The following is a 24,473-nucleotide window of genomic DNA, read 5'->3' as shown; positions in this document are numbered from 1 at the left end:
ATGCCTATATGCCTGTTTTCGCACTGATCGCCCTTGTTGCCTACTCTGTCAGCCTCGCGCTGATCGTTCCCGGACTGCTGCAAAAAAACAGCGGCTGGCGGCGCATGGCTATTCTTTCCGCGGTGATCGCACTGATCAGCCACGCGTTTGCGCTGGAATCACGCATCATTCCCGGCGACGGCAGCGTGCAAAACCTGAGCGTCCTCAACGTCGGCTCGCTGGTCAGCCTGATGATCTGCACGGTAATGACCATCGTCGCGTCTAAAAATCGCGGCTGGCTGCTGCTGCCGATTGTCTATACCTTCGCGCTGATCAATCTGGCCCTCGCCACCTTTATGCCTAATGAATTCATTACGCATCTGGAAGCCACCCCGGGGATGCTGGTGCATATCGGCCTGTCGCTCTTTGCCTACGCGACGCTGATCATCGCCGCGCTTTACGCCATGCAGCTCGCCTGGATTGACTACCAGCTGAAAAACAAAAAGCTGGCGTTTAACCATGAGATGCCGCCGCTGATGGTCATTGAGCGTAAGATGTTCCACATCACCCAGGTGGGCGTGGTGCTGCTGACGCTGACGCTCTGCACGGGCCTGTTTTATATGAAGAACCTGTTCAGCGTGGAGAATATCGATAAAGCGGTGCTCTCCATCATCGCGTGGTTTGTCTATATTGTCCTGTTATGGGGCCATTATCATGAAGGCTGGCGCGGTCGTCGCGTGGTCTGGTTCAACGTCGCGGGTGCGGGCATTCTCACCCTTGCCTATTTTGGCAGCCGCTTCATACAGCAATTTGCTGGCTAAGTAACAAAAGGAGTTCCCCCTGGAACACATTTCTACCACCACGCTGATCGTTATCCTGATCGTCATGGTGGTCATCTCCGCCTATTTCTCCGGCTCGGAAACCGGCATGATGACCTTAAACCGCTACCGGTTACGTCATCGTGCTAAACAGGGTAACCGTGCCGCTCGTCGCGTTGAAAAACTGCTTCGCAAGCCGGATCGCCTGATAAGCCTGGTGCTCATCGGCAACAACCTCGTCAACATTCTGGCCTCCGCCCTCGGCACCATCGTTGGGATGCGCCTGTACGGCAACGCCGGGGTGGCGATTGCCACCGGCGTGCTGACGTTCGTGGTGCTGGTGTTTGCCGAAGTGCTGCCGAAAACCATCGCCGCGCTTTACCCGGAGAAAGTCGCCTACCCGAGCAGCTTCCTACTGGCACCGCTGCAGATCCTGATGATGCCCCTGGTCTGGCTGCTGAACATGGTAACGCGCGTACTGATGCGGATGGTGGGAATCAAAGCCGATGTCACCATCAGCAGCGCGCTCAGCAAAGAGGAGCTGCGCACCATCGTGAATGAATCCCGCTCGCAGATCTCCCGGCGCAATCAGGACATGCTCCTGTCAGTGCTGGATCTGGAAAAGGTGAGCGTCAACGACATCATGGTGCCGCGTAACGAAATCGTCGGTATCGACATCAATGACGACTGGAAAGCCATCGTTCGCCAGCTGACGCACTCCCCGCACGGGCGCATTGTGCTCTATCGCGACTCGCTGGATGACGCCATCAGCATGCTGCGCGTGCGCGAAGCCTACCGTCTGATGACCGAGAAAAAAGAGTTCACCAAAGAGGTGATGCTGCGCGCCGCCGACGAGATTTACTACGTGCCGGAAGGAACGCCGCTCAGCACGCAGCTGGTGAAATTCCAGCGCAACAAGAAAAAAGTCGGCCTGGTGGTCAATGAGTACGGCGACATTCAGGGGCTGGTGACGGTCGAAGATATTCTGGAAGAGATTGTCGGGGACTTTACTACGTCAATGTCACCTTCCCTCGCGGAAGAGGTCACCCCGCAAAACGACGGCTCGGTGCTGATTGACGGTAGCGCGAACATTCGCGAACTCAATAAAGCCTTTAACTGGCATTTACCGGAAGATGAGGCTCGCACGATTAACGGGATAATTCTGGAAGCGCTGGAAGAGATCCCGGCGGCGGGCACGCGGGTGCGCATTGAGCAGTACGATATTGATATCCTGGACGTGCAGGACAATATGATTAAGCAGGTGAAAGTCCTGCCCGTAAAACCCCTGCGCGAAAGTATCGCTGAGTAAGGCTGTAGGCCGGGTAAGGCGAAACCGCCACCCGGCACTACGAATGGCAAATTACGCTTTCGCTTTCGCCACGGTCACCATCGCAGCGCGAATGGTACGGCCGTTCAGGGTGTAACCTTTCTGCATCACGCCCAGCACTTTACCGGCTTCGACCTCTTCGGACTCCACCATTGCAATCGCCTGGTGGACGTTTGGATCCAGCGGTACGTTGGTATCGGCAATCACTTCCACGCCAAACTTACGCACCACGTCGAGCATGGATTTCAGCGTCAGTTCGATACCTTCGATCATCGCCGCGTTGTCCGGATTCGCTTTGTCAGCCACTTCCAGCGCGCGATCGAGGCTATCGATTACCGGCAGCAGTTCGTTGACGAATTTCTCCAGCGCAAATTTATGCGCCTTCTCAACGTCCTGCTCGGTACGACGACGCAGGTTTTCCATTTCCGCCTTGATGCGCAGAACACCATCGCGTTCGCGATTCTGTGCTTCTACCAGCTGGGCTTCCAGATTCGCAATTTTTTCATCGCGCGGGTCCACCTGCTCAGCAGATGCGTCTGGCTCTACAGCCTCAACTTCATCGTGCTGTTCCGTGATAATTTCTTCAGGGGCTTGCCCCTCAGGCGTTTTCTGTTCTTTACTACTCATGAATTTCTCCGCGTTTTTCTGCATTCATCTCGCTAACTTCGCTTATTATGGGGATCAGTTTCCGGGATTCAAGGGAACAAGACAGATTGTCATCATTCATCAGGCACAAGGACCTCCAGAAAATGAATAATCATTTCAGGTGTATTGGGATCGTCGGGCATCCGCGTCACCCTACCGCACTAACGACACATGAAATGTTGTATCGCTGGTTGTGTAGCAAAGGCTATGAAGTGATGGTCGAGCAGCAGATTGCGCAGGAGCTGCAGCTGAAGAGCGTCAAAACCGGCACGCTGGCGGAAATTGGCCAACAGGCCGATCTCGCCGTGGTGGTGGGCGGCGACGGCAATATGCTCGGCGCGGCCCGCACGCTGGCGCGTTATGACATTAAGGTCATCGGCATCAACCGTGGCAATCTCGGCTTTTTAACCGACCTCGACCCGGACAATGCGCAGCAGCAGCTGGCTGACGTGCTGGAAGGGCACTATATCAGCGAAAAACGATTTTTACTGGAAGCGCAGGTGTGCCAGCAGGACTGTCAGAAGCGCATCAGCACCGCAATTAACGAGGTGGTTCTTCACCCCGGAAAAGTGGCGCACATGATTGAATTCGAAGTTTACATCGACGAAATCTTTGCCTTCTCCCAGCGTTCCGACGGGCTGATTATCTCCACTCCGACCGGCTCAACCGCCTACTCGCTTTCTGCCGGCGGCCCGATCCTGACGCCTTCGCTGGATGCCATCACCCTTGTGCCGATGTTTCCGCACACGCTCTCCGCCCGCCCGCTGGTCATCAACGGCGACAGCACGATACGTCTGCGCTTCTCGCACCGCCGTAACGACCTGGAGATCAGCTGCGACAGCCAGATAGCGCTGCCGATCCAGGAAGGTGAAGATGTTCTCATTCGTCGATGTGATTACCACCTTAATCTGATTCATCCGAAAGATTACAGCTATTTCAACACATTAAGCTCGAAGCTTGGCTGGTCAAAAAAATTGTTCTGATTTTGCATCCAGTACTTTACTGTATAAAAAACCAGTTTATACTGTATGAAAACACAGTTATGGTTTTTCATACAGGAAAACAATTATGCTGGCACAACTGACCATCAGCAACTTTGCCATTGTTCGTGAGCTTGAGATCGATTTCCACAGCGGCATGACGGCGATCACCGGGGAAACCGGTGCAGGTAAATCCATTGCCATTGATGCCCTCGGCTTGTGCCTTGGTGGCCGCGCAGAGGGCGACATGGTGCGCATGGGCGCAAACCGTGCCGACCTGTGCGCCCGTTTCTCCCTGAAAGACACCCCTGCCGCCCAGCGCTGGCTGGAACAGAACCAGCTTGAAGATGGACGTGAGTGTTTACTTCGCCGCGTGATCAGCAGCGACGGTCGTTCACGTGGCTTTATCAACGGCACGGCGGTCCCGCTCTCCCAGCTTCGCGAACTCGGCCAGCTGCTTATCCAGATCCACGGTCAGCACGCGCACCAGCAACTCGTCAAACCTGAACAGCAGAAAGCGCTGCTCGATGGCTATGCGGGTGAGTACGCGCTTACTCAGCTTATGGCGGAGCACTATCGCCAGTGGCATCAGAGCTGCCGTGAACTTGCCCAGCACCAGCAGCAAAGCCAGGAGCGCGCAGCACGTGCGGAGCTGCTGGCGTACCAGCTTAAAGAGCTCAACGAATTCAACCCGCAGCCGGGTGAGTTTGAGCAAATCGACGAAGAGTACAAACGTCTGGCGAACAGCGGCCACCTGCTCTCAACCAGCCAGAATGCGCTCAACCTGCTGGCGGACGGCGAAGACGTGAACCTGCAAAGCCAGCTGTATAACGTCCGCCAGCTCATTACCGAACTGGTTGGCATGGACAGCAAGCTTTCTGGCGTCCTGGATATGCTGGAAGAAGCGGCCATTCAGATCTCCGAAGCCAGTGACGAACTGCGCCACTACTGTGAACGTCTGGATCTCGACCCGAACCGTCTGTTTGAGCTGGAGCAGCGCATTTCCCGTCAAATTTCACTGGCGCGCAAGCACCACGTCACGCCGGAAGAGCTGCCAGGATTCTATCAGTCTCTGCTGGAAGAACAGCAGCAGCTTGACGATCAGGCTGACTCGCAGGAAACCCTCTCTCTCGCGGTGAACCTGCATCATGAACAGGCGCTGGCGACAGCGCAAAAGCTGCATGAAATCCGTCAGCATTATGCCCAGGAGCTAAGCCAGCACATCACCGACAGCATGCACACGCTGGCGATGCCGCACGGTATCTTCACCATTGATGTCCGCTTTGAAGAGAACCACCTGACGGCAGAAGGTGCGGACCGCATCGAGTTCCGCGTCACCACCAACCCGGGGCAGCCGCTGCAGGCTATCTCCAAAGTGGCCTCCGGTGGTGAACTTTCGCGTATTGCGCTGGCGATTCAGGTGATTACCGCGCGTAAAATGGAAACCCCGGCGCTGATTTTCGATGAAGTGGATGTCGGCATCAGCGGCCCAACGGCAGCGGTGGTGGGCAAACTGCTGCGCCAGCTAGGCGAATCAACGCAGGTGATGTGTGTCACCCACCTGCCGCAGGTCGCGGGCTGTGGTCATCATCACTTTATCGTCAGTAAAGAAACCGACGGTGAAATGACCGAAACGCACATGAAGCCGCTGGATAAACGTGCGCGTCTGCAGGAGCTTGCTCGCCTGCTCGGCGGCAGCGAAGTCACCCGCAATACGCTCGCGAACGCGAAAGAACTGCTGGCGGCATAAACTTTTTCGGGATCTCAGGGTCATACAGAACAACAAAAACGCCGCCAGACCGGTTTCAAAGTGGGACAAGGTCTATTATCATCGGCATATTACATATGAGCCGCGTTCTGCTCGGGCCCGAAAAGGAATCAAATCACTATGCGTTGTAAAATGCTGACCGCTGCCGCAGCGGTTCTTCTGATGTTGACCGCAGGCTGTTCCACTCTGGAGAAAGTGGTTTACCGTCCTGACATCAACCAGGGGAACTACCTTACCCCTAACGATGTGTCCAAAATCCGTGTGGGGATGACACAACAGCAGGTCGCTTATGCACTGGGAACCCCGATGATGTCCGATCCGTTCGGCACTAATACCTGGTTCTATGTATTCCGTCAGAAGCCGGGCCACGAAGATGCGACCCAGCAGACCCTGACGCTGACCTTCAGCAGCGCCGGTGTGTTGACCAACATCGACAACAAGCCTGCCCTGACCAAATAATCAGAAGTCAGAAATGCAAAAAGGTGCTCATTGAGCACCTTTTTTGTTTTTCTTTTATCCCCTCGCCCCTTTGGGGAGAGGGTCAGGGTGAGGGGAAAACACGCTACTTACCCGATTTCTCCGCACGCTGACGTCGCAGTTCTTTCGGATCAGCGATCAGCGGGCGATAAATCTCGACCCGGTCGCCCTCTTTCAGCACATCACCCAGCTTCACCGGACGGCTATAAATCCCGACCTTATTTTTCGCCAGGTCGATATCGCTGCGAAGTTCGAGGATGCCGGACGCGCGGATAGCCGCCTCAACGGTTGCCCCCTCTTCCAGCGTCACGCGCTGCAGATACTGCTTCTCCGGCAGCGCATACACCACTTCTACAGCAATCTTATGCGACACTGTAAACCTCTTTGGCGCGGGTGGTGAACGCCTGAACCATATTCGAAGCCAGCTCTTTAAAAATGCGGCCAAACGCCAGCTCAATCAGCTTATTGGTAAATTCAAAGTCCAGCTGGAACTCAATGCGACAGGCGTCAGCGCTCAGCGGCGTAAACTTCCAGCCCCCCATCAGGGTTTTAAACGGACCATCCACCAGATGCATCAAAATACTCTGATTGCTGGTCAGCGTATTACGGGTGGTGAACGTCTTGCTGATCCCCGCTTTGGAGACATCCACCGCCGCGGTCATCTGCGTCGGGCCGGACTCCAGAACGCGGCTCCCGGTGCATCCAGGAATAAATTCTGGATAAGACTGAACATCGTTCACTAACTGATACATTTGTTCCGCGCTGTAAGGCACAAGCGCAGTACGGCTAATCTGAGGCATAGCATTTCCCATGGTCACACAACGGACAAATAATAACATTTATCACCTGTTAAAAAAACGCTAAGCCTCATCTCGTGCTAAGATAGCGCGTTAGACCTCACAGGACGCAATGAGGTGACTTTTTTGAAATCAGATTACCGACGGCTTTACGACACTTATGACGAAGAAAAAAGCACATAAACCAGGCTCGGCGACCATTGCGCTCAACAAGCGTGCTCGCCACGAGTATTTCATTGAAGAAGAATTCGAAGCTGGCCTTGCGTTGCAGGGCTGGGAAGTAAAATCGCTGCGCACCGGGAAAGCCAACATCGGCGATAGCTACGTGATCCTGAAAGATGGCGAAGCCTTCCTGTTCGGCGCGAACTTTACGCCGCTGACCGTCGCCTCCTCACACTACGTGTGTGACCCAACGCGCACCCGCAAGCTGCTGCTGAACAAGCGTGAGCTGGAATCCCTCTACGGACGCATCAACCGTGAAGGTTTCACCGTTGTAGCCCTGTCGCTGTACTGGAAAAACGCATGGTGCAAGGTGAAAGTTGGCGTCGCGAAGGGTAAAAAACAGCACGACAAACGTACTGACCTGAAAGAGCGCGAGTGGCAGCTTGATAAAGCGCGCATCATGAAAAACGCAGGACGTTGATTCTGCACACTTATTGTACTATTCAATAAGTTAGCGTTCCGGGCTGGTATCCAGGAAGTGAAATCTGGTATACTAAGTTCAACACTATTGGGGCTGATTCTGGATTCGACGGGATTTGCGAAACCCAAGGTGCATGCCGAGGGGCGGTTTGCCTCGTTAAAAGCCGCAAAAAAATAGTCGCAAACGACGAAAACTACGCTTTAGCAGCTTAATAACCTGCTCTGAGCCCTCTCTCCCTAGCTTCCGCTCTTAAGACGGGGATCAAAGAGAGGTCAAACCCAAAAGAGATCGCGTGGAAGCCCTGCCTGGGGTTGAAGCGTTAAAACTAATCAGGCTAGTTCGTTAGTGGCGTGTCTGTCCGCAGCTGGCGTGCGAATGTAAAGACAAACTAAGCATGTAGTACCGAGGATGTAGAAATTTCGGACGCGGGTTCAACTCCCGCCAGCTCCACCAAATAAAACAAGGGGTTACGTGAAAACGTAGCCCCTTTGTCTTTAATATTGGCGGCAAAATGGCGACAGCCAATCTTCCCTACATCTCATACCAGTGTATTAGTCCAAATCAGTAAGTCCAATAGACATTGTCCATTGGTGAATGTAGGCTCTACTGATTAAATGTTTCATCCATAAGTTTAGTGATCGATGGGAGGAGCGGATGGCTTTCATCACAAGAGAGCAGGCTTTAGAGCATTTTCGCAAGCGTTATAATGAAGATAAATTTACTTGTACTGTAAATAAAATTTCTAGCGGTTATGTCTTTATTGCTACACCAATTTCTCAGGCTGATTCTGGTCAGAGTCGCGTTAATCAGCAAGTACCCTCCCAAAAGCCAGGATCTGCAGAAATAAGTAGTTCAACATTAGACAGACTTTTTGTGACAACAAAATTTTCTCCAAAGGTAAGATCATTTGCTGGCGATGCTTTAAGCAAGGCTGAAAAACTCCCAGCAAAGAAAACATCTAAAATAGAAGATGAGCCTTTACCTGATGAAGCAATCAGGGCTGTCATAGCAAGTCGCGCTAAGCGAAAAAAACCAGTCCCTTATGTACGCGAAGAATTTAACTCGACATCAACGTTAAATATAAATCAACATGACTCAGACCGACCACGATGCATCTATTGTGGCGACTATCATTCAGGTATTGTTCGTGACCATGTTGTTTCAGTTGCTTGGAGAGGTGGGGTTAGGCATTACGATCGCAGCCACACAGTACCATCTTGCCCACAATGTAATAACCTGCTGGGCGATAAACCCTTGCATAATATTGCAGGCCGGGCGGCATTTCTGGTTGGTGCTATTGAGCATCACGAACGTCGCTATCTCTTTACTGTAGACAGGACGCCTGAGGAATTAGCGGAACTTGACCACTTCTTAGCAATATCGGTAAAAAGTGCGATGTATGAAAAAGCAATTGCCTTAAAACGGATCGAATATGCTAAACAAGTCGCCGCTGGATATTATGATTATGCAACTATAAAGCATTTAGTTAAGCAGGGTAGAGAGATTCCAGAAGAATAAGCCAGATAGACTTAGTCATATCGTCACTTAGCCAACAAAAGATGATCTACTATGATATACTCGCATTTTTCACCAGAGCATTTAGAAGATGCTGTGACTAAAAATCCTTTATACAACCTGAAATGAGACTAATATGTATTTTACTGACTACTTAATTTCACTCATGCCATTATGGATTTACCTTGCCCTTATTGGGATTGCCATTTACTTTATCGTTAAAAGAAAATATTACACCTTCAATCATGAACAATTATTAAAACAGACACCTTTCCATATTGCTATATTAGCACCTTTTTTAAGTTTTTTATATTTTGGCTGCCTTTCATGGAACGGGCACACTCCACAATTTGATAGTAAAGGAATGAGTGTTTTCCTAGAGATCAGCAAATTACCATTGCTAATCCTGAGTTTAACATTGCCCCTAGGAGCGCTAGCAGCGAACGTCCATAGAACTTTTCAAATAAAAAAACAAATAGAACTATCAGAAGAAAAAAATCTATCTGATATGTATTATGCACATAACAAATCATACGTCGAAAATTTTACGAAAGTGAATGCCAGCAGACCAATCAGGACGTCACCAAACGAAAAATTAAATAGTTACATTGAAAAAATAAACGAACTAGGCGTATACGTTGGTAGACCAAACAGTCTATATGAAAAATTCTATCCGGAATCTTCGCCTGAATCTGGACCGCAATACGTACCGTCAAAGAAAACACTACTAGTAATAGAACGTCTGATAGATAAGTCTTTAGACACATTCAACGCTTTTGACGAGAAAGTCATTAACCAAAAAAAAATCACAGGTGTTACTCGGAAAGATGCCGACCTTTTAAAAATAAAAGATGGGTTACTCTCAATCTGCAAATACATTGCTCTCGATGAATATATTACATATTACAGGTTCTTCGATGCAAAGATTGACAATAAAGAACTCCAATTAAAAATAGCAACCGTTGAATTGTTTATTTTTTGCCACAAATTATATATAGTTTTATCTGAGATACTTAATATAATTGGTGTAACAAAGAATACACACCCAGAGTTAATTAATAAATGCAGAAAACTACGGTCATGCGCAAAAGATATATATGATGCGATATAGTTTTCTCAGTAAAGTATTTTTTACTCTCAACACAAGCTTTCGATATCCCAGTGAGTGATGCTGCTAAAACTTCTCACTAGGAATATAATTTTGGCGGCAAAATGGCGGCACAACAACAAAACCAGCTAAAACTCTTAGATACCTCTAAAAACTAACATGTTGTTTTATAAGCTAAAACAATGATTTCATTATGATTTAATTAGTATGTAGAAATTTCGGACGCGGGTTCAACTCCCGCCAGCCCAAAATTCTTCATCGGCGATCACCAGAGTCGACTGATGAAGTCCTGAAAGCCCGCACGGCGCAAGCCCTGCGGGCTTTTTTGTGCCCCATGCCCATGGTTCCTTCCATCCCTTTGACAAACATCATCCCCCTTCCCTTTCTCCTGTGCAAAATTACCCACACCACCCAGCGCTACGGAATAGCCGCTCAACCCGGAAGGAACCCACCATGTACAGACCCATAACCGTTATTATCTTCATTCTCCTGACCCTCGCCGCCCTTGCTGAAATAGGATTTTTATCCTTTGGATAATCCTCAGGCGAAATATCCCTCTTCAGGGAACATTGATCTCATTACAGTTTTTTCCTAAAGCCATCCCGTTTCGCCTGTGCCATGCTGAATCACGCTCATAACCGATAACGTTAAATGAGGATATTATGAAAAAAACAATTATCGCATTATCTGCCGTTCTGCTGGCTTCCCCAGTATTTGCTGCGACCACACATGCAACTGACGATACCGTCGCTGCGGCGAACGCAAACGCCAACGAGGCGAAGCAAAAACTGCACGAAGAGCAGAACAAAGGTGAAGAGCTGAAGCTGAAACAGAAGCATGCTGCGGAGGGTAAAAGCGAAAGCCTGGGCAGCAAGGTCAGCGAAGATTCCCAGAAAGCCTGGCATAAAACCAAACAAGGCACCGAGAAAGGGTGGGATGCCACCAAAGAAGGCGCTGAGAAAGGCTGGAACAAAACCAAAGAAGGTGCCAGCGAGCTGGAAAAGAAAGTCACTGAGTAATCCCTTCGAAAGGCCGCGCAAGCGGCCTTTTTTATTCCCCGCAGTTCTGCATTCTCAAGGCTACACTTGTCACCAGGTCCGGTTATCGCGCTCCGGTTGAAATAATGTCAACAAAGCCGAATAGATCCCGGGGGTGACGCGTTTACTCCCTGCCCCCCTAAAAGAGATCCTGTGATGCTGCGACGCCTGGTGATAGTGCTTGTTTTGGTTTGTCCGTGGGCGATGGCTGCCCCGAAGAGCTACATAATTGACGCCAATAACACCGCCATTCGGCTGTCGTGGCATGCCTTCGGCGGCATCCTCTCCTGGGCGACGTTCAGTGGCGTGACGGGCGCCGTGACGCTCAACCCGGAAAACGACGTCGACGACCATATTCACGTCACCATTCCCGTAGCGACTCTCGTAGCCTCAAACAAGCTGCTCACCTGGCAGCTGAAAAGCGATATGTTTTTTGAATCCGAGCGTTATCCAACTATCGAGTTCATCAGCTCTCGCGTGGTCGCCCAAGGCGACGGGCGGTTCAGGGTGTTCGGCACGCTGACCGTACGAAACATCGCCCGCCCGGTGATCCTGGAGGCTGTCGTGAAAGACCCGCACGCGCAGGCCCTCACGCTGGATGCCACGACGGCGATCTCGCGCGCGGCCTACGGGATGGATAAGTTTGCGCTGGTCGTGGACGATCGTATTGCCATCGCTATTGCGATTCAGACGAACGACGTGCCGTCATCCTGAGATGAGGCGCTGTAGCTGCTCCGCGTTTCCCCGCAGGTGAGACGGCGGGTTGCGGCCAATCAGGACAAACTGGTAGCCCGCCTCCTGCCACCACGCCAGGTTCATGCCGTGCCGCTGCTCCTGGCGCAGAGAGGCCATAGTCTTCTCATCTACAGGAGAGATACAGAGCGCCATCGGGCCGTAGTCGGCGTTAATCCAGGCAATCTGCGCGATCGAGGTGGTTTCATAGCGCAGCATTCGCACCATTTTCAGCTCTGCCCCCTGCAGGACAAGCTGCGACATGTTCAGCTTGATGCCGATGTCCTGCGAGGCTCGTTCCAGCCCGCGCTGCAGGACCGGCGTTGCGCTGTCCATATCCAGCAGCGTCTCAACGCTGTACAGGGACATATATTGCGCTTCGAGGTCGCGAATATGAGCGTTCTCATCCGCTGGCGCGGAAGCGGGCCGCAGCAGGTAGCCCAGCCCGGATCCGCCCATCAAAAAGCTGGCCGACGCGGCGATCAGCGCCCGCCTGCTGACGCCAGCCGGCGTGGAGGATTGTGGATCGGGAAGTGCCGCCAGACGCGCCTGCATTGCCTCCAGAGGTGCCTCATCCAGCAGGGGGGCAAACGCCCCGGCGAAATCCTGGCTGCTTTTCATCAGTTCGGCGGTTCGCCCGGAGAGGCGTTCGTCACTTTTCAACTGTTCTTCAAATTGCTGCGCGTCGGCGCGGCACATCTCGCCATCTATCCATGCCACGATAGCGTCGTCGTTATAGGGCGGTGCAAAACGGTGCGAGTTCAAGAGCGTTTCTCCTTTGCCGGAGGCAGTGCGTCAGCGGACCTGGCAAGCCGAGCCCGCGCCGTCGCCAGCCGGCTCATCACGGTACCGATAGGCACCGCCAGAGTGTCCGCCGCCTCCTGGTAGGTAAAGCCTTCGACATAAACCAAAAATACCGCGTTGCGCTGGGCTTCAGGCAGCGCGTTGACGCGCTGCATCACCTTCATGTAATGCAGGCGCGTCTCATCCTGTTCGCGGGTGTCCGGCGCCAGAAGCTCGTCGCTGGCCACAAATCCCTGCCCCTGACGCACGTGTCGTGCCCGAAGCTCAGAGATCCAGATGGAGTGCAGTATCGCGAACAGCCACCTGTCGATGCGCGTGCCCGGCGTATACTGGCTGCTCCTTTCAAGCGCACGCACGCAGGTGGACTGAACCAGCTCTTCGGCGATATCCCTGTTTCGCGACAGCACCAGCCCATAGCGCCAGAGACGCGGCAGGTGTGCGGCTAACTGTTGACGAACCTCACTGGTAGCGATGTGTTTTCCCTCCACGAGAAAATCAGGATTCCGGATGCCCGTTGATGGCGGCCTGCAGGTCACGGTACTCCTCGCAGGACTGGCCACAAATACCGGCAATCACCTTCAGCTGTTCTTTCGCGAGGTCAGGACGTCCTTTTACCATCCACGCTTCACCGAGATATTCCCGGGCTTTGGCATAATCCGGTGCGATAGCCAGCGCGCGCTGGTAGTAACCAATCCCTTCGTCCGTGCGGCCAAGCTTGCGCGTGGCGAACCCGCGATAGTTCCACGCTTCAGCCGTATTGCCATTTTTCAGCGAATCAAGCAGGTTCAGCGCCGCCTGATACTCGCCTTTCTTCGCGAGATGGTACGCATAGTTGGTTTTGTCCTGGTCGCTGAGGCTGCTGCTCTTGTCCGGCACGCATTTCTGGGTGGCGCTGTCATACACCTGTCCGGAAGGACAATCGGGCGTTTTGCTCTCGGTACTATTATTGCCCATTGCCAGCGCCAGGGGGGACAGCAGGGAAAAAATCAGCACCGGGATCAAACGAAACGAGGTCGTGTTCATATAAAGCTCCAGGGTAAGAAGGGAGTGACGTCAGTAAACGCCCGACTGACGATTTTTATTCATTCTCCCCGTGAATTTTTTGCTGTCGCAAAATCATGCTGACGTCGTAGCCCCAATGGAAATAAATCAGGTTATTTCACCCTTTACTTAACGCTATTATTTTCGCGTGATAGCAGAGTTTTAAGCCTGCATAAGAATATATTTTATTGTGTGGGTGACATAATATATCTTATATCAAAAACGTTACCCTAACTTAAATGCATATTAAGCGCGCTTAAACAATAACGTTTTACATTATATTAAAAATGTTCCCTACCAATTATCATACTGCGTAAATCATATTCAGAATCAACGCCACAGGTTAAAACTAAAATCATATAAAACAAAAGGTTGAGACAAGTGAATTATTAACCACCACAATACATTAATGCCCTCTTCATTGTTTTTGCACTTATTTACGAAAGCTTAATTTGCACAACCTTCGTTTTCTGTCTATATCATTTTTATATTCTAAAAAATAATTCCTCTATTAATTACAGGGTTTTACAAGACACAAAACACCCATAAAAACTGTTCTCTTTTATAAGTCATTAGATTCGCTCTGATGTTGCCACTCTGAATTCTGGCGGGCATCGTGCGCGCTAAAAACAACGGTCAGAGCTGCGTAACAACAGCGACTGCGCCGGGGGCGCCCTTTACCTTCTGCAGAGATGGCTCGTCTTGCTCGCCGTTCATGACACATCTGCTGGAGTAATGCCTAAATGAGCCAAATCTCTGTTATATCGAAACTTACTGGCGTGGAAACGACCACGGAAGGCACACAGGTTACCCTGAGCCATTCCTCTATCGTTGAGCTTCATGTCGAGCGAGCGAGCGTCTCCCATTTCGCGCGAAACGGTAACGATCTGCTGGTTACGCTGCACTCCGGCGAGGTGATCACCCTTAAAAACTTCTACGTCACGGACGCGCAGGGCGTGAGCCAGCTGGTACTGCAGGACAGCAACGGCGCATTATGGTGGATTGAAGATCCGACCGGAGCCGCCACGTACGAATCCATCGCGTCTACGGACGTGCTGCTTGCAGCCTCCGGGAGCGACGCCGGTGGTGCCGCCATCTGGCCATGGGCACTGGGCGGAATTGCCGCAGCGGGCGGCATCGCGGCGGCGGCAAGCACCGGCGGCGGTGATAGTGGCGGCAGTAACAATTCGGCAAATGCGGATACGACAGCGCCGAACGCGCCTTCCGGCCTTAAGTTCTCTTCAGATGGCAAAACCGTCACCGGTACCGCAGAACCCGGCAGTACCATCACGCTGAAAGACGCGAACGGCAACGTCATTGGCACAGGAAAAACGGGCAGCGACGGCAGCTTTACCGTCTCTCTCGGCACACCGTTGACTAACGGCGAGCAGGTGACCGCCACCGCCACGGATAACGCCGGGAATACCAGCCCGGGCACAACGCTCAACGCGCCGGACACCACCGCGCCCGATGCGCCAGCAATCACCAGCGTAACGGATGATATCGCCCCGCAGACGGGAGCAGTCAGCAACGGCGGCAGCACCAACGATCAGCGCCCGCAGCTTACCGGCACCGGCGAAGCGGGCTCGACCGTGACGATTTATGACGGCGGGGTCGCCATTGGTACAGCGGTCGTCGCCAGCAACGGCACCTGGACCTTTACCCCGTCGGTTGATCTGAGCGAAAGCACTCACCAGATTACCGTGCGGGCAACCGACGCCGCCGGCAACACCGGGCCAGCGTCGCCGGTGTTTACCCTTACAGTGGATCTTACTCCGCCGGCCGCGCCGAGCGCGATTGTGCTGACCGACGATACGGGCCTTATCAAGGGAACCATCACGTCTGTCGCGCCTACCGATGCTTCACTGCCCATCCTCGCGGGAACCGGCGAGCCCGGCGGAACCATCACCATCTACGATAACGGCGTGGTGGTTGGCACAACGACGGTGTTGCCCAACGGCACCTGGAGCGTCACGCCGAACGGCCCGCTCCCGGACGGGACACACTCCATAACCGTCACTGAAACCGATGCCGCCGGAAACCTGAGCGCGACCTCAGAGCCCGTCATCTTCACCGTGGACACCACGCCGCCGTCTGCCCCGGGTAATCTCGAGGTTTCGAATGATGGCGGCACCATCAGCGGCATCGCGGAAGCTGGCAGCACGGTGACCATCCGTGAAGGCAATGTCACCCTTGGCACTGTTGTTGCCGACAGCGAAGGGAACTTTAGCCTGACGCTGACCCCGCCGAAGCTCAACGGCGAAATCCTGACCGCTGACGCCACCGACGCGGCAGGCAACACGGGGCCCGCAACCTCCGCGGCATCACCGGATATTACCCCACCGCAGACGCCAATTATCGTGTCGGTGATTGATGACGTGCAGGCCACCACCGGCCCCGTGGGCCAGAACGGCCTCACCAACGACCGGGCCCCGACCGTGAACGGGACGGGCGAAGCGGGCTCGACCATCACGATTTATAACGGCAGCGATGTCCTCGGTACGACGGTTGTTCCCTCCTCCGGCCTGTGGAGCTTTACGCCGCCCGCACCGCTGACCGATGGCACCTGGGTGCTGACCGCGAAGGCGACGGATCCCGCCGGTAATCCGAGCGGGTTATCAGACCCGTGGACAATTAACGTCGACGGCACGGCACCCGGCGCCCCGGTGATTTCACAAGTTGTGGACGATGTTCCCGGTCGCACCGGCTCGCTCGACATTAATGAGACCACTAACGACGCCACCCCGACGCTCAGCGGTACCGCCGAAGCAAACGCGACGGTCACCGTGCGCGTGGACGGTGTTGCTATTGGTACGACCGTCGCCAATGGTCTTGGCGTATGGATCTTTACGCCTTCCTCGCCTATCGCCGAGGGCCCCCACGCCCTGACCGCCGTCGCGACCGATGCGGCAGGTAACACCAGCGGCGTCTCCAACACCTGGACTCTGACGATTGACAGCGTCGCGCCTGCCGCCCCGGTCATTACCCAGGTGCTGGATGATGTGCCGGAGCGCCTCGGCGCGCTCAACCCCAACGACAGCACCAACGACACCACGCCGACGCTTAACGGCACGGCTGAACCTGGCTCAAGCGTCACCATCCGCCTGGATGGCACCGATCTTTTCACGGTCCTGGTCGACGACAACGGCACGTGGACCTATACCCTCACGACGCCTCTTGGCAGCGGGCCTCATACCTTTACCGTTGTTGCCACCGATGCGGCGGGTAACACCAGCCAGCCGTCAGGTGGCTTCACCCTGACCGTCGATACCACGCCGCCAGCGGCAGCCACCATCGCCACCGTGACCGATGACGTCGGCGGCGTTCAGGGCACGCTCAGCAGCGGCGATACCACGGATGACACCACACCGCTGCTGCAGGGCACCGCCCCGGCTGACGCGGTGATCACCGTTTATGACGGCGCCACCCTGCTCGGTACCGCCACCCTCGACGGCAGCGGTGGCTGGAGCTTTACGCCCGTTACCCCGCTTACCGACGGCCCGCATTCGCTGACGGTTCACGCCACGGATGCCGCAGGCAATACCACCATCTCCAGCCCGTTTGTGTTGACGGTAGATACCGTCGCGCCTGCCACGCCGGACGTCCCGGCCATCACCGTCAATCCTGACGGAACAGCAACAACGCTAAACCCGGGCGAAACCACCCGCGACACCACGCCAACCCTGAGCGGTACCGGCACGGCGGGCGATACCGTGACGATCTACAACAACGGCGCCAAAATCGGCGACGCTGTCGTGGACAATACCGGCAGCTGGTCGTGGACGCCATCAACCCCGCTGTCCGGCGGTACCTATGACATCACCCTGACCGTCACCAACGTGGACGGCACGGGCAACGAAAGCGCCCCGTCGCAGCCGGTAACCATCACCATTGATACCGAAGCGCCGGCTACGCCTGCGGCACCGACCGTCACCGACAGCGTCACCCAGATCACCGGCCCCGTACCCGATGGCGGAACCACCAACGATCCGCGCCCGGTCCTGAGCGGCACCGGCACGCCGAACGACGTCATCAACATCACTGACACCGTCAACGGCATATCGACCGTCGTGGGCACCGTCACGGTAGACAGCAGCGGCAACTGGAGCTGGCGCCCTGGCAGCGACATTGCCGAGGGCAGCCACGCCTATACCGCCACCGCCACCGATGAAGCGGGCAACGTCTCTGACCCGTCGCCAGCGATTACGATCGTCGTGGATACCCTGGCGCCGGCTACGCCGGTGATTAGTGCAGTGGGCGGTGAGCCTAACGGTGGCTACATCACGGATACCACACCGACAGTGGGCGGAACCGGCGTCAACGGTGAGACGGTGATCGTCTACAACAACGGCGTCGAAGTGGGCCGTGTCGTGGTGGCTAACGGGGAATGGAACCTGACGCTTCCAACGCAAACGGACGGTCCGCTCAACATTACCGTGGCGGGCGTGGACGCAGCGGGCAACGTCAGCGCGCCGAGTTCGGTCTTTACCGTTACCCTCGATACCGTTGCGCCTGAGATCCCCGTCATTAGCGCCGTAGCTGACAGCCAGCTGTCTAATAACGTGCTCTACACGAAGGACGGCACGCCAACCCTTACCGGGATCGGTGAACCCGGCACCACCGTTATCGTTTCCGTAGACGGCACGCCATCTACAGTGCTGGTGACGGTCCAGCCGGGCGGCACCTGGAGCTGGACTGCCGACACGACGCTGCCGGATGGCCCGCATACCTTCACCGTCTCTTCCCGCGACCCCGCGGGTAATCCCTCAGGCAGTTCAGCGCCGCTGAGCGTGACGGTAGATACCGTCGCCCCGGCAGATCCGGGCAACATGCTGCTGGCTGATGAAGGAACACCGCTGACCGGTACCGGTGACGTGGGAAGCATCATTACCGTGACAAACGGTTCCACGGTCATTGGTACCGGCGTTGTCGGCAGCGACGGCAGTTTCTCCATTGCGCTGAGCCCGGCGCAGCTGGATCCGACCACGCTGACCGTGACCGCTACGGATGCCGCAGGGAATGCCAGCGCGGGCGTGCCTTTTGTCGTCATCGACTCGTCGCTTGAGCTGCCGCAGGTGCCCGTCATCACGGCGATCGTCGATGATGCAGACCCGATTACTGGCGATGTGAAAGGCAAAACCACTAATGACACCACGCCAACGCTTACCGGTACGGCCGAAGCGGGCAGCCTGATTACCATCTATCAGGACGGTAGCGCGACGCCATTGACGACGGTGACCGCCGACGGCAGCGGCAACTGGAGCTATACGCCAGCCGCGCTTGGCGAAGGGCTGCACACCTTTGAGGTGACGGCGACCCTCAACGGCCAGACCAGCGGCCGCTCTCCGGCGGCCAGCGTCACCGTCGACCTCACCGCACCGGGCACGCCAGCTATCGGCGCGGTGATTGACGACGTCGGTCCGGGCACCGGACCGCTGACCAGCGGCCAGACCACCAACGACAACCAGCCGACCCTCACCGGCACCGGCGCGGTCGGCGATACCATCTCCATCTACAACAACGGCGTGCTGCTGGGGACCGCGGAGGTCGGCAATACGGGCACCTGGAGCTACACCACGCCCGTCCTGACAGAAGGCAACCATATCCTGACCATCCGCGAGACCGATCCGGCGGGGAATCAGAGCGGTCCTTCGGCGGGCTTCACCGTCGTGGTGGACTCCGTTTCCGCCACGCCGGTCATCACCAACGTCACGGATAACGTCGGTAACGCCGCCACCGCGGTGGTCAGCGGCACCGAGACGAACGACGCCACGCCAACCCTTTCGGGGACAGCGGACGCAAACAGCGTGGTGACCATTTTCGACGGCGGCACCCAGATTGCCGTGGTGACGGCTGACAACAATGGTACATGGACGTTTACCCCTGACACCGCGCTCGGCGAAGGCTCGCACAGCTTCACCGTCCGGGCGACCGATCCGCTGGGCAACGTCAGCGCGGTCTCAGCTCCCTGGAGCGTGGTGGTTGACCTGACGGCACCGACGGTTCCGACGCTGGATAATGTGAGCGACAACGTCCCTGGCGGCGTCCAGGGTAACCTCACCAGCGGCCAGGTGACCAACGACAGCACCCCGACCATCAGCGGCACCGGGCAGGCGGGCAGCACGATTCACATCATGAATAACGGCACGCAGATTGGCACGACGATCGTTGACGGCAGCGGGAACTGGTCCTTTACGCCGACCGCGCCGCTGGGCGACGGCAGCTACTCCCTGCGCGCGTATGCAACGGATACCGCAGGCAACGCCTCGGCTAACTCATCGGTCTTCACCTTTACAATTGATACCGCAGCCCCCGGCGTACCGGTGGTGACCAGCGTGATTGACGACGTCGGTCCGGTCACCGGGGCGCTCACGTCGGGTAACAGCACCAACGACGCGCGCCCAACCTTCAACGGTACGGGCGAGGTGGGTTCTACCGTGCACGTGATCGTTGATGGCAACGAAATTGGCACTGCGGTGGTGAATGCCCAGGGCAGCTGGACCTTCACCCCGGGTACCGATCTGGGCGAAGGTCCCCACGCCATCACCTTCAACGCCACCGACGTGGCTGGCAATACCGGCAGCACGACGACACCGTTTAACCTGACGGTGGATACGGGCGTGCCGTCGGCGCCGGTCATTTCGACCGCGGGTGACAACGCGGGCAGCATTCAAACTTCGCTCTCTTCCGGGCAGAGCACCGACGACACCACGCCGACGCTAAACGGCACCGCGACCGCCAACGCCACGGTCACCGTGTATGAGAACGGGCAGCCGGTCGGCACCGTTCAGGCGGACGGTACCGGCGCATGGAGCTTTACGCCGTCAACGCCGCTGACCAACGGCAGCCATACCTGGACCGCCACGGTCACCGATGCAGCGGGCAACGTCAGCCTGAACTCGCCGGACTTTACCCTGATTGTGGATACCACCGCACCGAACGCGCCGGTTATCAGCCAGGCGATAGACGACGTGGGCACCATCACCGGCCCGCTTACGTCCGGGCAAACAACCGACGATACGGTACCGCGCCTTGTCGGAACCAGCGAACCGTTTGCCACCGTGAAGATCTATGAGGGAACTACCCTTGTCGGAACGGGCACCGCGGATGGCAACGGAAGCTGGAGTATCTTGCTCAACACCACGCTGACCGCTGGCGCGCACAGCTTCACCGCGCAGGCGACGGATGCGGCAGGCAACACCAGCGTGTCGTCCACCAGCTTTAGCCTCACCGTCGACACCACGCCGCCTGCGCTGCCGGTGCTGACCAGCATTCTGGATGACGTGGGCAATGCGGCGACGCCGGTGGCGAACGGCGGGTTCACCAACGACGCGCAGCCAACCCTCAGCGGTACGGCGGAAGCCGGGTCGACGGTGAAAATCTTCGATAACGGCGTACAAATCGGCAGCGTGACGGCGACCGGCGGGGCGTGGAGCTTTACGCCATCCCCGGCGCTGGGCAACGGTCCGCACAATTTGACCTTTACCGCCACCGATGCGGTGGGCAACGCCAGCGCGCCGACCGCCGGGTACGTGATTAACGTCGATACCCTCGCGCCGGGCGCACCGGTCATCAGTTCGGTCATTGATGATGTCGGCAGCGTTACCGGCCCGGTGACCGGTACGAATCCGACCAACGACACGCGCCCAACGCTGAGCGGAACCGCCGAAGCGAATGCCACGGTGCGGATCTACGATGGCATCACGCTGGTGGGCACGGTGACCGCCGACGGCAGCGGCAACTGGACCCTGCCGCAAACCACCACGCTGGCGCAAGGCACGCATAACTTCACCGCCACGGCCACCGATGCGGCGGGCAACACCAGCGTGGCGTCAGCCGTGACGACGATTATCGTCGATACGACCGCTCCAACGGCGCCGACCGGGACCTTCAACGCTGACGGTAGCGTCCTGACCGGGACTGCGGAAGCAGGCAGCACCGTCGCGATCCGCCTTGCGGACGGCTCGACGGTGACCGCCATTGCGGGCAGCAACGGCACCTACACCTACACCTTCATTAACAAACAGACCGAAGGCCAGACGCTGCAGATCACCGCCACCGACGCCGCGGGCAACACCTCGCTGCCGGGCTCCGCCCTTGCGCCGGTGGTGCCGCTCTCCGCCAGCAATAACGTCGAAGAGCTGAACCTCAGCACCACGGCAACCGTGACCAACAGCCAGTACAGCGATTACGGCTTCCTGCTGGTCGGCGCCGTCGGCAACGTCCTGACGCTGCTGGGCAATGATACGGCCCAGGTCAACTTCACGGTGGGCAGCGGCGGCAGTGCGGATATCGTGGTGAACGCCAACGCCACGGGCGCGGTTCTCTCTCTGCTCAACACCCTTGAGCTGGTGGTTCAGCATTACGTCAACGGCGCCTGGACCACCGTGGTGGATACCGGCCAACCGCAGTTTGCCGATCTCCTTACCCTCGGCGCAACCGGCGTATCGCTGAACCTGACCGGGCTGGCCGACGGCAACTATCGCGTGCTCAGCTACAACACCAACCTGCTGGCGACCGGCTCCTACACCAGCCTCGACGTGGCGGTGAAAGAGACCGGTCCGGGTACGGTCACGGGCGATACCAGCCTGAACGGCAACGTGATCCTCGATACGGACCCGACAGCCGGCAGCGACAACGCGCCGGCCGGAACCACCGTTTCCGCAGTCACTAACGCCCAGGGCGTCACCACCAGCGTGAACGCCGACGGCACGGTGATCCAGGGCAAATACGGTACGCTGACCATCAACCGCGACGGCAGCTACACCTACAACCTGACCGACACCAGCGCCGCGGTCGTTGGCCGGACGGAGAACTTCACCTACACCATCACCCATAACGGCGTCAGCGCGTCGGCGCAGCTGGTGTTGTCTCTGGGTGCCGGTACGGTAATCAACGGCATTGTGACGGTGGACGATACGGCCTCGCTGACCTTTGACACCACCGTGAGCGAGATTAATAACGGCGCCTCGTCTCAGAACGGTTTTACCCTGGTGGGCATTAATCTCGGCAGCACGCTGGGGCTTAACCTGCTGGACGACATGACCAACCCGATTATCTACAACGTGGAGGAAGGCACGACCCGCACCATGACCATCCAGGCCTCCGTGGGCGGCGTGGCGCTGGCGTCGGTATTCGATCTGTACGTCTATAAGTTCAACAACGCCACCCAGACCTTCGAGCAGGTTCGCGTCGAGTCGGGCTGGCTGCGCGCTCCGCTGTTGGGGGGCTCGTCATCCCAGCTTACGCTGAATCTGCCGGCCGGGGAGTACCTGTTCTTACTCAATACCGCATCGGGGATCGCCGTCCTGACGGGCTACACGCTGAGCGTCCTGCAGGATCATGTCTACAGCGTGGCGAGTATCAGCGAAACCACCACGGGCGACGTGCTGGCGAATGACCCAGTTCCGGCGGGCACGTTGGTCACCGAAGTGAACGGCGTGGCGGTCAACAGCAGTGGAACCACCACCATTCAGGGGGAATACGGCACGCTGACCATCAATTCGTCCGGACAGTACACCTACACCCTGAGAAGCGGCGTGGGAGCGGACCATATCAGCACGCCGGATACCTTCGTCTACACCGTTACCGCGCCTGACGGCTCGAAGGATACGGCATCGCTAAACATCACCCCAACCCCCCGGGCGATGGATGCGGTGAACGATGTCAGCGCCACGATGGACCTCACCTCGGTGCACCACACGTCGGCATACTCGGATACGACCGTGGGCACCGCCAGCTGGACGACGGCCCTGCTCTCGTCAACCCAGGGCTCCGGCAGCGGAACCTTCGTGGTCGACACGAACACCGCGCTGCACAACGTGTCGCTCCACTTTAACGTGGCCTCGCTGCTGGCGCTGGGCGGGCTGACGGTAAACTGGTCCATCAGCGACGGCTCGGGCGTGATCCGCAGCGGCTCCTTCAGCGGCGGCTCACTGCTGGGCGGCAATATCGACATCCCGCTCACAGGGCTGGATCTGAACGCCGGAACCTATACGCTGAACTTTACCGGTAGCGTACCGGGGCTGAGCGTGGGGAACATCACCATCACGCCAAGCGTGAACGGCACCACCTACTCGCTGAGTGATTTCGACGTCACCGGCAGCCACACCGTCAACGGCAATATCTTTGACGGTACCGATTCTGGCGGCGTGCTGGATCAGCTCCACTCGGTGGATACCCGTCTGAGCGTGACCGGATACAACGGCGTGACCACCACGCTGGATCCGTATACCGGCAGCGCAACGGTGAACATCACCGGCCATTATGGCGTCCTGGCGATCGGCGCTGACGGCCATTACACCTATACCCTCAACAGCGGGGTATCGCTCTCATCCATGACGTCGAAGGAGACCTTCAACTACACCCTGACCGACTCTACCGGGAGAACGGACAGCGCCACGCTGACCATCAATATGGCGCCGCAGTTCATTAGTTCGGAACATAACGACGCCATCACCGGTACGGCCTACGGCGATACGCTGATTTACCAGGTGCTGAACAGTACGGTGGGGAATGCCACGGCGGGTAACGTCAGCAGCACCGCGGGCGATCACTGGACCGGCTTCTCGCTGGCGCAGGGGGACAAAATCGACATCGGCGATCTGCTGGTGGGCTGGAACGGTAGCGCCGCGACGCTGGGGAATTATCTCCATGTCACTAATAGTAATGGCAATACCGTGATCTCCATCGACCGTGACGGTGCGGGAGGCACCTACACTAATACCACGCTCGTTACGCTTGATGGCGTTCAGACCACCTACGACGAGCTGGTTAACCAGCAGCACATCATTACCTGATAG

Annotated in this window: 17 protein-coding genes, 1 other RNA gene and 1 pseudogene; 13 read left to right on the top strand and 6 right to left on the bottom strand. The window is 56.4% G+C overall.

Annotated elements, in window-relative coordinates; genetic code table 11:
• Positions 1–8: 8 nt before the first annotated feature.
• Both HCH49_RS17305 and HCH49_RS17300 read left to right on the top strand, forming a co-directional pair.
• Positions 9–800, top strand: coding sequence for an inner membrane protein YpjD (locus HCH49_RS17305; RefSeq protein WP_014884879.1), 792 nt, complete (start codon positions 9–11; stop codon positions 798–800).
• A gap of 19 nt (positions 801–819) precedes the next feature.
• Entirely contained in the window at positions 820–2,106 is a 1,287-nt protein-coding gene (locus HCH49_RS17300) for an HlyC/CorC family transporter (RefSeq protein WP_221703104.1), read from the top strand.
• Between the two features lie 51 nt (positions 2,107–2,157).
• Here the strand turns inward: HCH49_RS17300 and grpE are convergent, their stop codons facing one another.
• On the bottom strand, positions 2,158–2,751 hold the full coding sequence (gene grpE / locus HCH49_RS17295; RefSeq protein WP_023333122.1) for a nucleotide exchange factor GrpE: 594 nt from the start codon (positions 2,749–2,751) through the stop codon (positions 2,158–2,160).
• A 122-nt stretch (positions 2,752–2,873) separates the two neighbouring features.
• Here grpE and nadK point away from each other — a divergent pair, with 122 nt between their 5' ends.
• The 3 genes from nadK to bamE all read left to right on the top strand — a co-directional run bounded on the left by nadK (position 2,874) and on the right by bamE (position 5,976).
• Entirely contained in the window at positions 2,874–3,752 is an 879-nt protein-coding gene (gene nadK / locus HCH49_RS17290) for an NAD(+) kinase (RefSeq protein ID WP_008502500.1), read from the top strand.
• 85 nt (positions 3,753–3,837) lie between these two features.
• Complete coding sequence (gene recN, locus HCH49_RS17285; RefSeq protein WP_033146256.1) at positions 3,838–5,499, top strand: DNA repair protein RecN; 1,662 nt, start codon at positions 3,838–3,840, stop codon at positions 5,497–5,499.
• A gap of 138 nt (positions 5,500–5,637) precedes the next feature.
• Positions 5,638–5,976, top strand: a complete 339-nt coding sequence (gene bamE, locus HCH49_RS17280) for an outer membrane protein assembly factor BamE (RefSeq protein ID WP_008502502.1) — start codon at positions 5,638–5,640, stop codon at positions 5,974–5,976.
• A gap of 103 nt (positions 5,977–6,079) precedes the next feature.
• Here bamE and HCH49_RS17275 read toward each other — a convergent pair whose 3' ends face one another.
• Together HCH49_RS17275 and HCH49_RS17270 are read right to left on the bottom strand one after the other, a co-directional pair.
• Positions 6,080–6,367 carry an RnfH family protein gene (locus HCH49_RS17275; protein WP_025759268.1) on the bottom strand — a complete coding sequence of 96 codons (288 nt, stop codon included), beginning with the start codon at positions 6,365–6,367 and terminating at the stop codon, positions 6,080–6,082.
• The gene (locus HCH49_RS17270; RefSeq protein ID WP_024908332.1) at positions 6,357–6,794 is read right to left on the bottom strand and encodes a type II toxin-antitoxin system RatA family toxin; all 438 of its coding nucleotides are present in this window, start codon (positions 6,792–6,794) and stop codon (positions 6,357–6,359) included. Before HCH49_RS17270 ends, HCH49_RS17275 begins: the two co-directional genes overlap by 11 nt.
• A 157-nt stretch (positions 6,795–6,951) precedes the next feature.
• Here HCH49_RS17270 and smpB point away from each other — a divergent pair, with 157 nt between their 5' ends.
• The 7 genes and pseudogenes from smpB (at position 6,952) to HCH49_RS17240 (ending at position 11,808) form a co-directional block, all read left to right on the top strand.
• Positions 6,952–7,434: an SsrA-binding protein SmpB gene (gene smpB, locus HCH49_RS17265; protein WP_221703061.1), complete on the top strand. Its 483-nt coding sequence runs from the start codon at positions 6,952–6,954 to the stop codon at positions 7,432–7,434.
• A gap of 89 nt (positions 7,435–7,523) precedes the next feature.
• Positions 7,524–7,887, top strand: a transfer-messenger RNA (tmRNA) gene (gene ssrA / locus HCH49_RS17260).
• A 201-nt stretch (positions 7,888–8,088) separates the two neighbouring features.
• The gene (locus HCH49_RS17255; protein WP_221703060.1) at positions 8,089–8,952 is read left to right on the top strand and encodes an HNH endonuclease; all 864 of its coding nucleotides are present in this window, start codon (positions 8,089–8,091) and stop codon (positions 8,950–8,952) included.
• A 48-nt stretch (positions 8,953–9,000) separates the two neighbouring features.
• A pseudogene (locus HCH49_RS22260) lies at positions 9,001–9,078 on the top strand (integrase); the annotation flags it as partial.
• 7 nt (positions 9,079–9,085) lie between these two features.
• Positions 9,086–10,060: a hypothetical protein gene (locus HCH49_RS17250; protein WP_221703059.1), complete on the top strand. Its 975-nt coding sequence runs from the start codon at positions 9,086–9,088 to the stop codon at positions 10,058–10,060.
• A gap of 659 nt (positions 10,061–10,719) precedes the next feature.
• Positions 10,720–11,076: a hypothetical protein gene (locus HCH49_RS17245; protein WP_029740047.1), complete on the top strand. Its 357-nt coding sequence runs from the start codon at positions 10,720–10,722 to the stop codon at positions 11,074–11,076.
• A 174-nt stretch (positions 11,077–11,250) separates the two neighbouring features.
• Positions 11,251–11,808, top strand: coding sequence for a YceI family protein (locus HCH49_RS17240; RefSeq protein ID WP_033146331.1), 558 nt, complete (start codon positions 11,251–11,253; stop codon positions 11,806–11,808).
• On the opposite strand, the gene HCH49_RS17235 is transcribed toward HCH49_RS17240, so the two are convergent.
• From HCH49_RS17235 to HCH49_RS17225, 3 genes are read right to left on the bottom strand one after another with little or no spacing between them, the layout of a single operon-like run.
• Complete coding sequence (locus tag HCH49_RS17235; RefSeq protein WP_221703058.1) at positions 11,800–12,591, bottom strand: anti-sigma factor; 792 nt, start codon at positions 12,589–12,591, stop codon at positions 11,800–11,802. The genes HCH49_RS17240 and HCH49_RS17235 overlap by 9 nt on opposite strands.
• Positions 12,588–13,118, bottom strand: coding sequence for a sigma-70 family RNA polymerase sigma factor (locus HCH49_RS17230; RefSeq protein WP_112778433.1), 531 nt, complete (start codon positions 13,116–13,118; stop codon positions 12,588–12,590). The genes HCH49_RS17235 and HCH49_RS17230 overlap by 4 nt, the downstream gene beginning before the upstream one ends.
• 7 nt (positions 13,119–13,125) lie before the next feature.
• Positions 13,126–13,653 carry a tetratricopeptide repeat protein gene (locus HCH49_RS17225; RefSeq protein ID WP_023294382.1) on the bottom strand — a complete coding sequence of 176 codons (528 nt, stop codon included), beginning with the start codon at positions 13,651–13,653 and terminating at the stop codon, positions 13,126–13,128.
• A gap of 761 nt (positions 13,654–14,414) precedes the next feature.
• Here HCH49_RS17225 and HCH49_RS17220 point away from each other — a divergent pair.
• A complete protein-coding gene (locus HCH49_RS17220) occupies positions 14,415–24,470 on the top strand; it encodes a BapA/Bap/LapF family large adhesin (protein WP_221703057.1) in 10,056 nt (3,351 codons plus the stop codon).
• Positions 24,471–24,473: the final 3 nt, after the last annotated feature.

Origin of the sequence: Enterobacter sp. Y17 (assembly GCF_019730495.1) — a bacterium.
Taxonomy (GTDB): Bacteria; Pseudomonadota; Gammaproteobacteria; order Enterobacterales; family Enterobacteriaceae; genus Enterobacter; species Enterobacter asburiae_B.
This window is presented reverse-complemented; position numbering and strand designations above follow the sequence as displayed.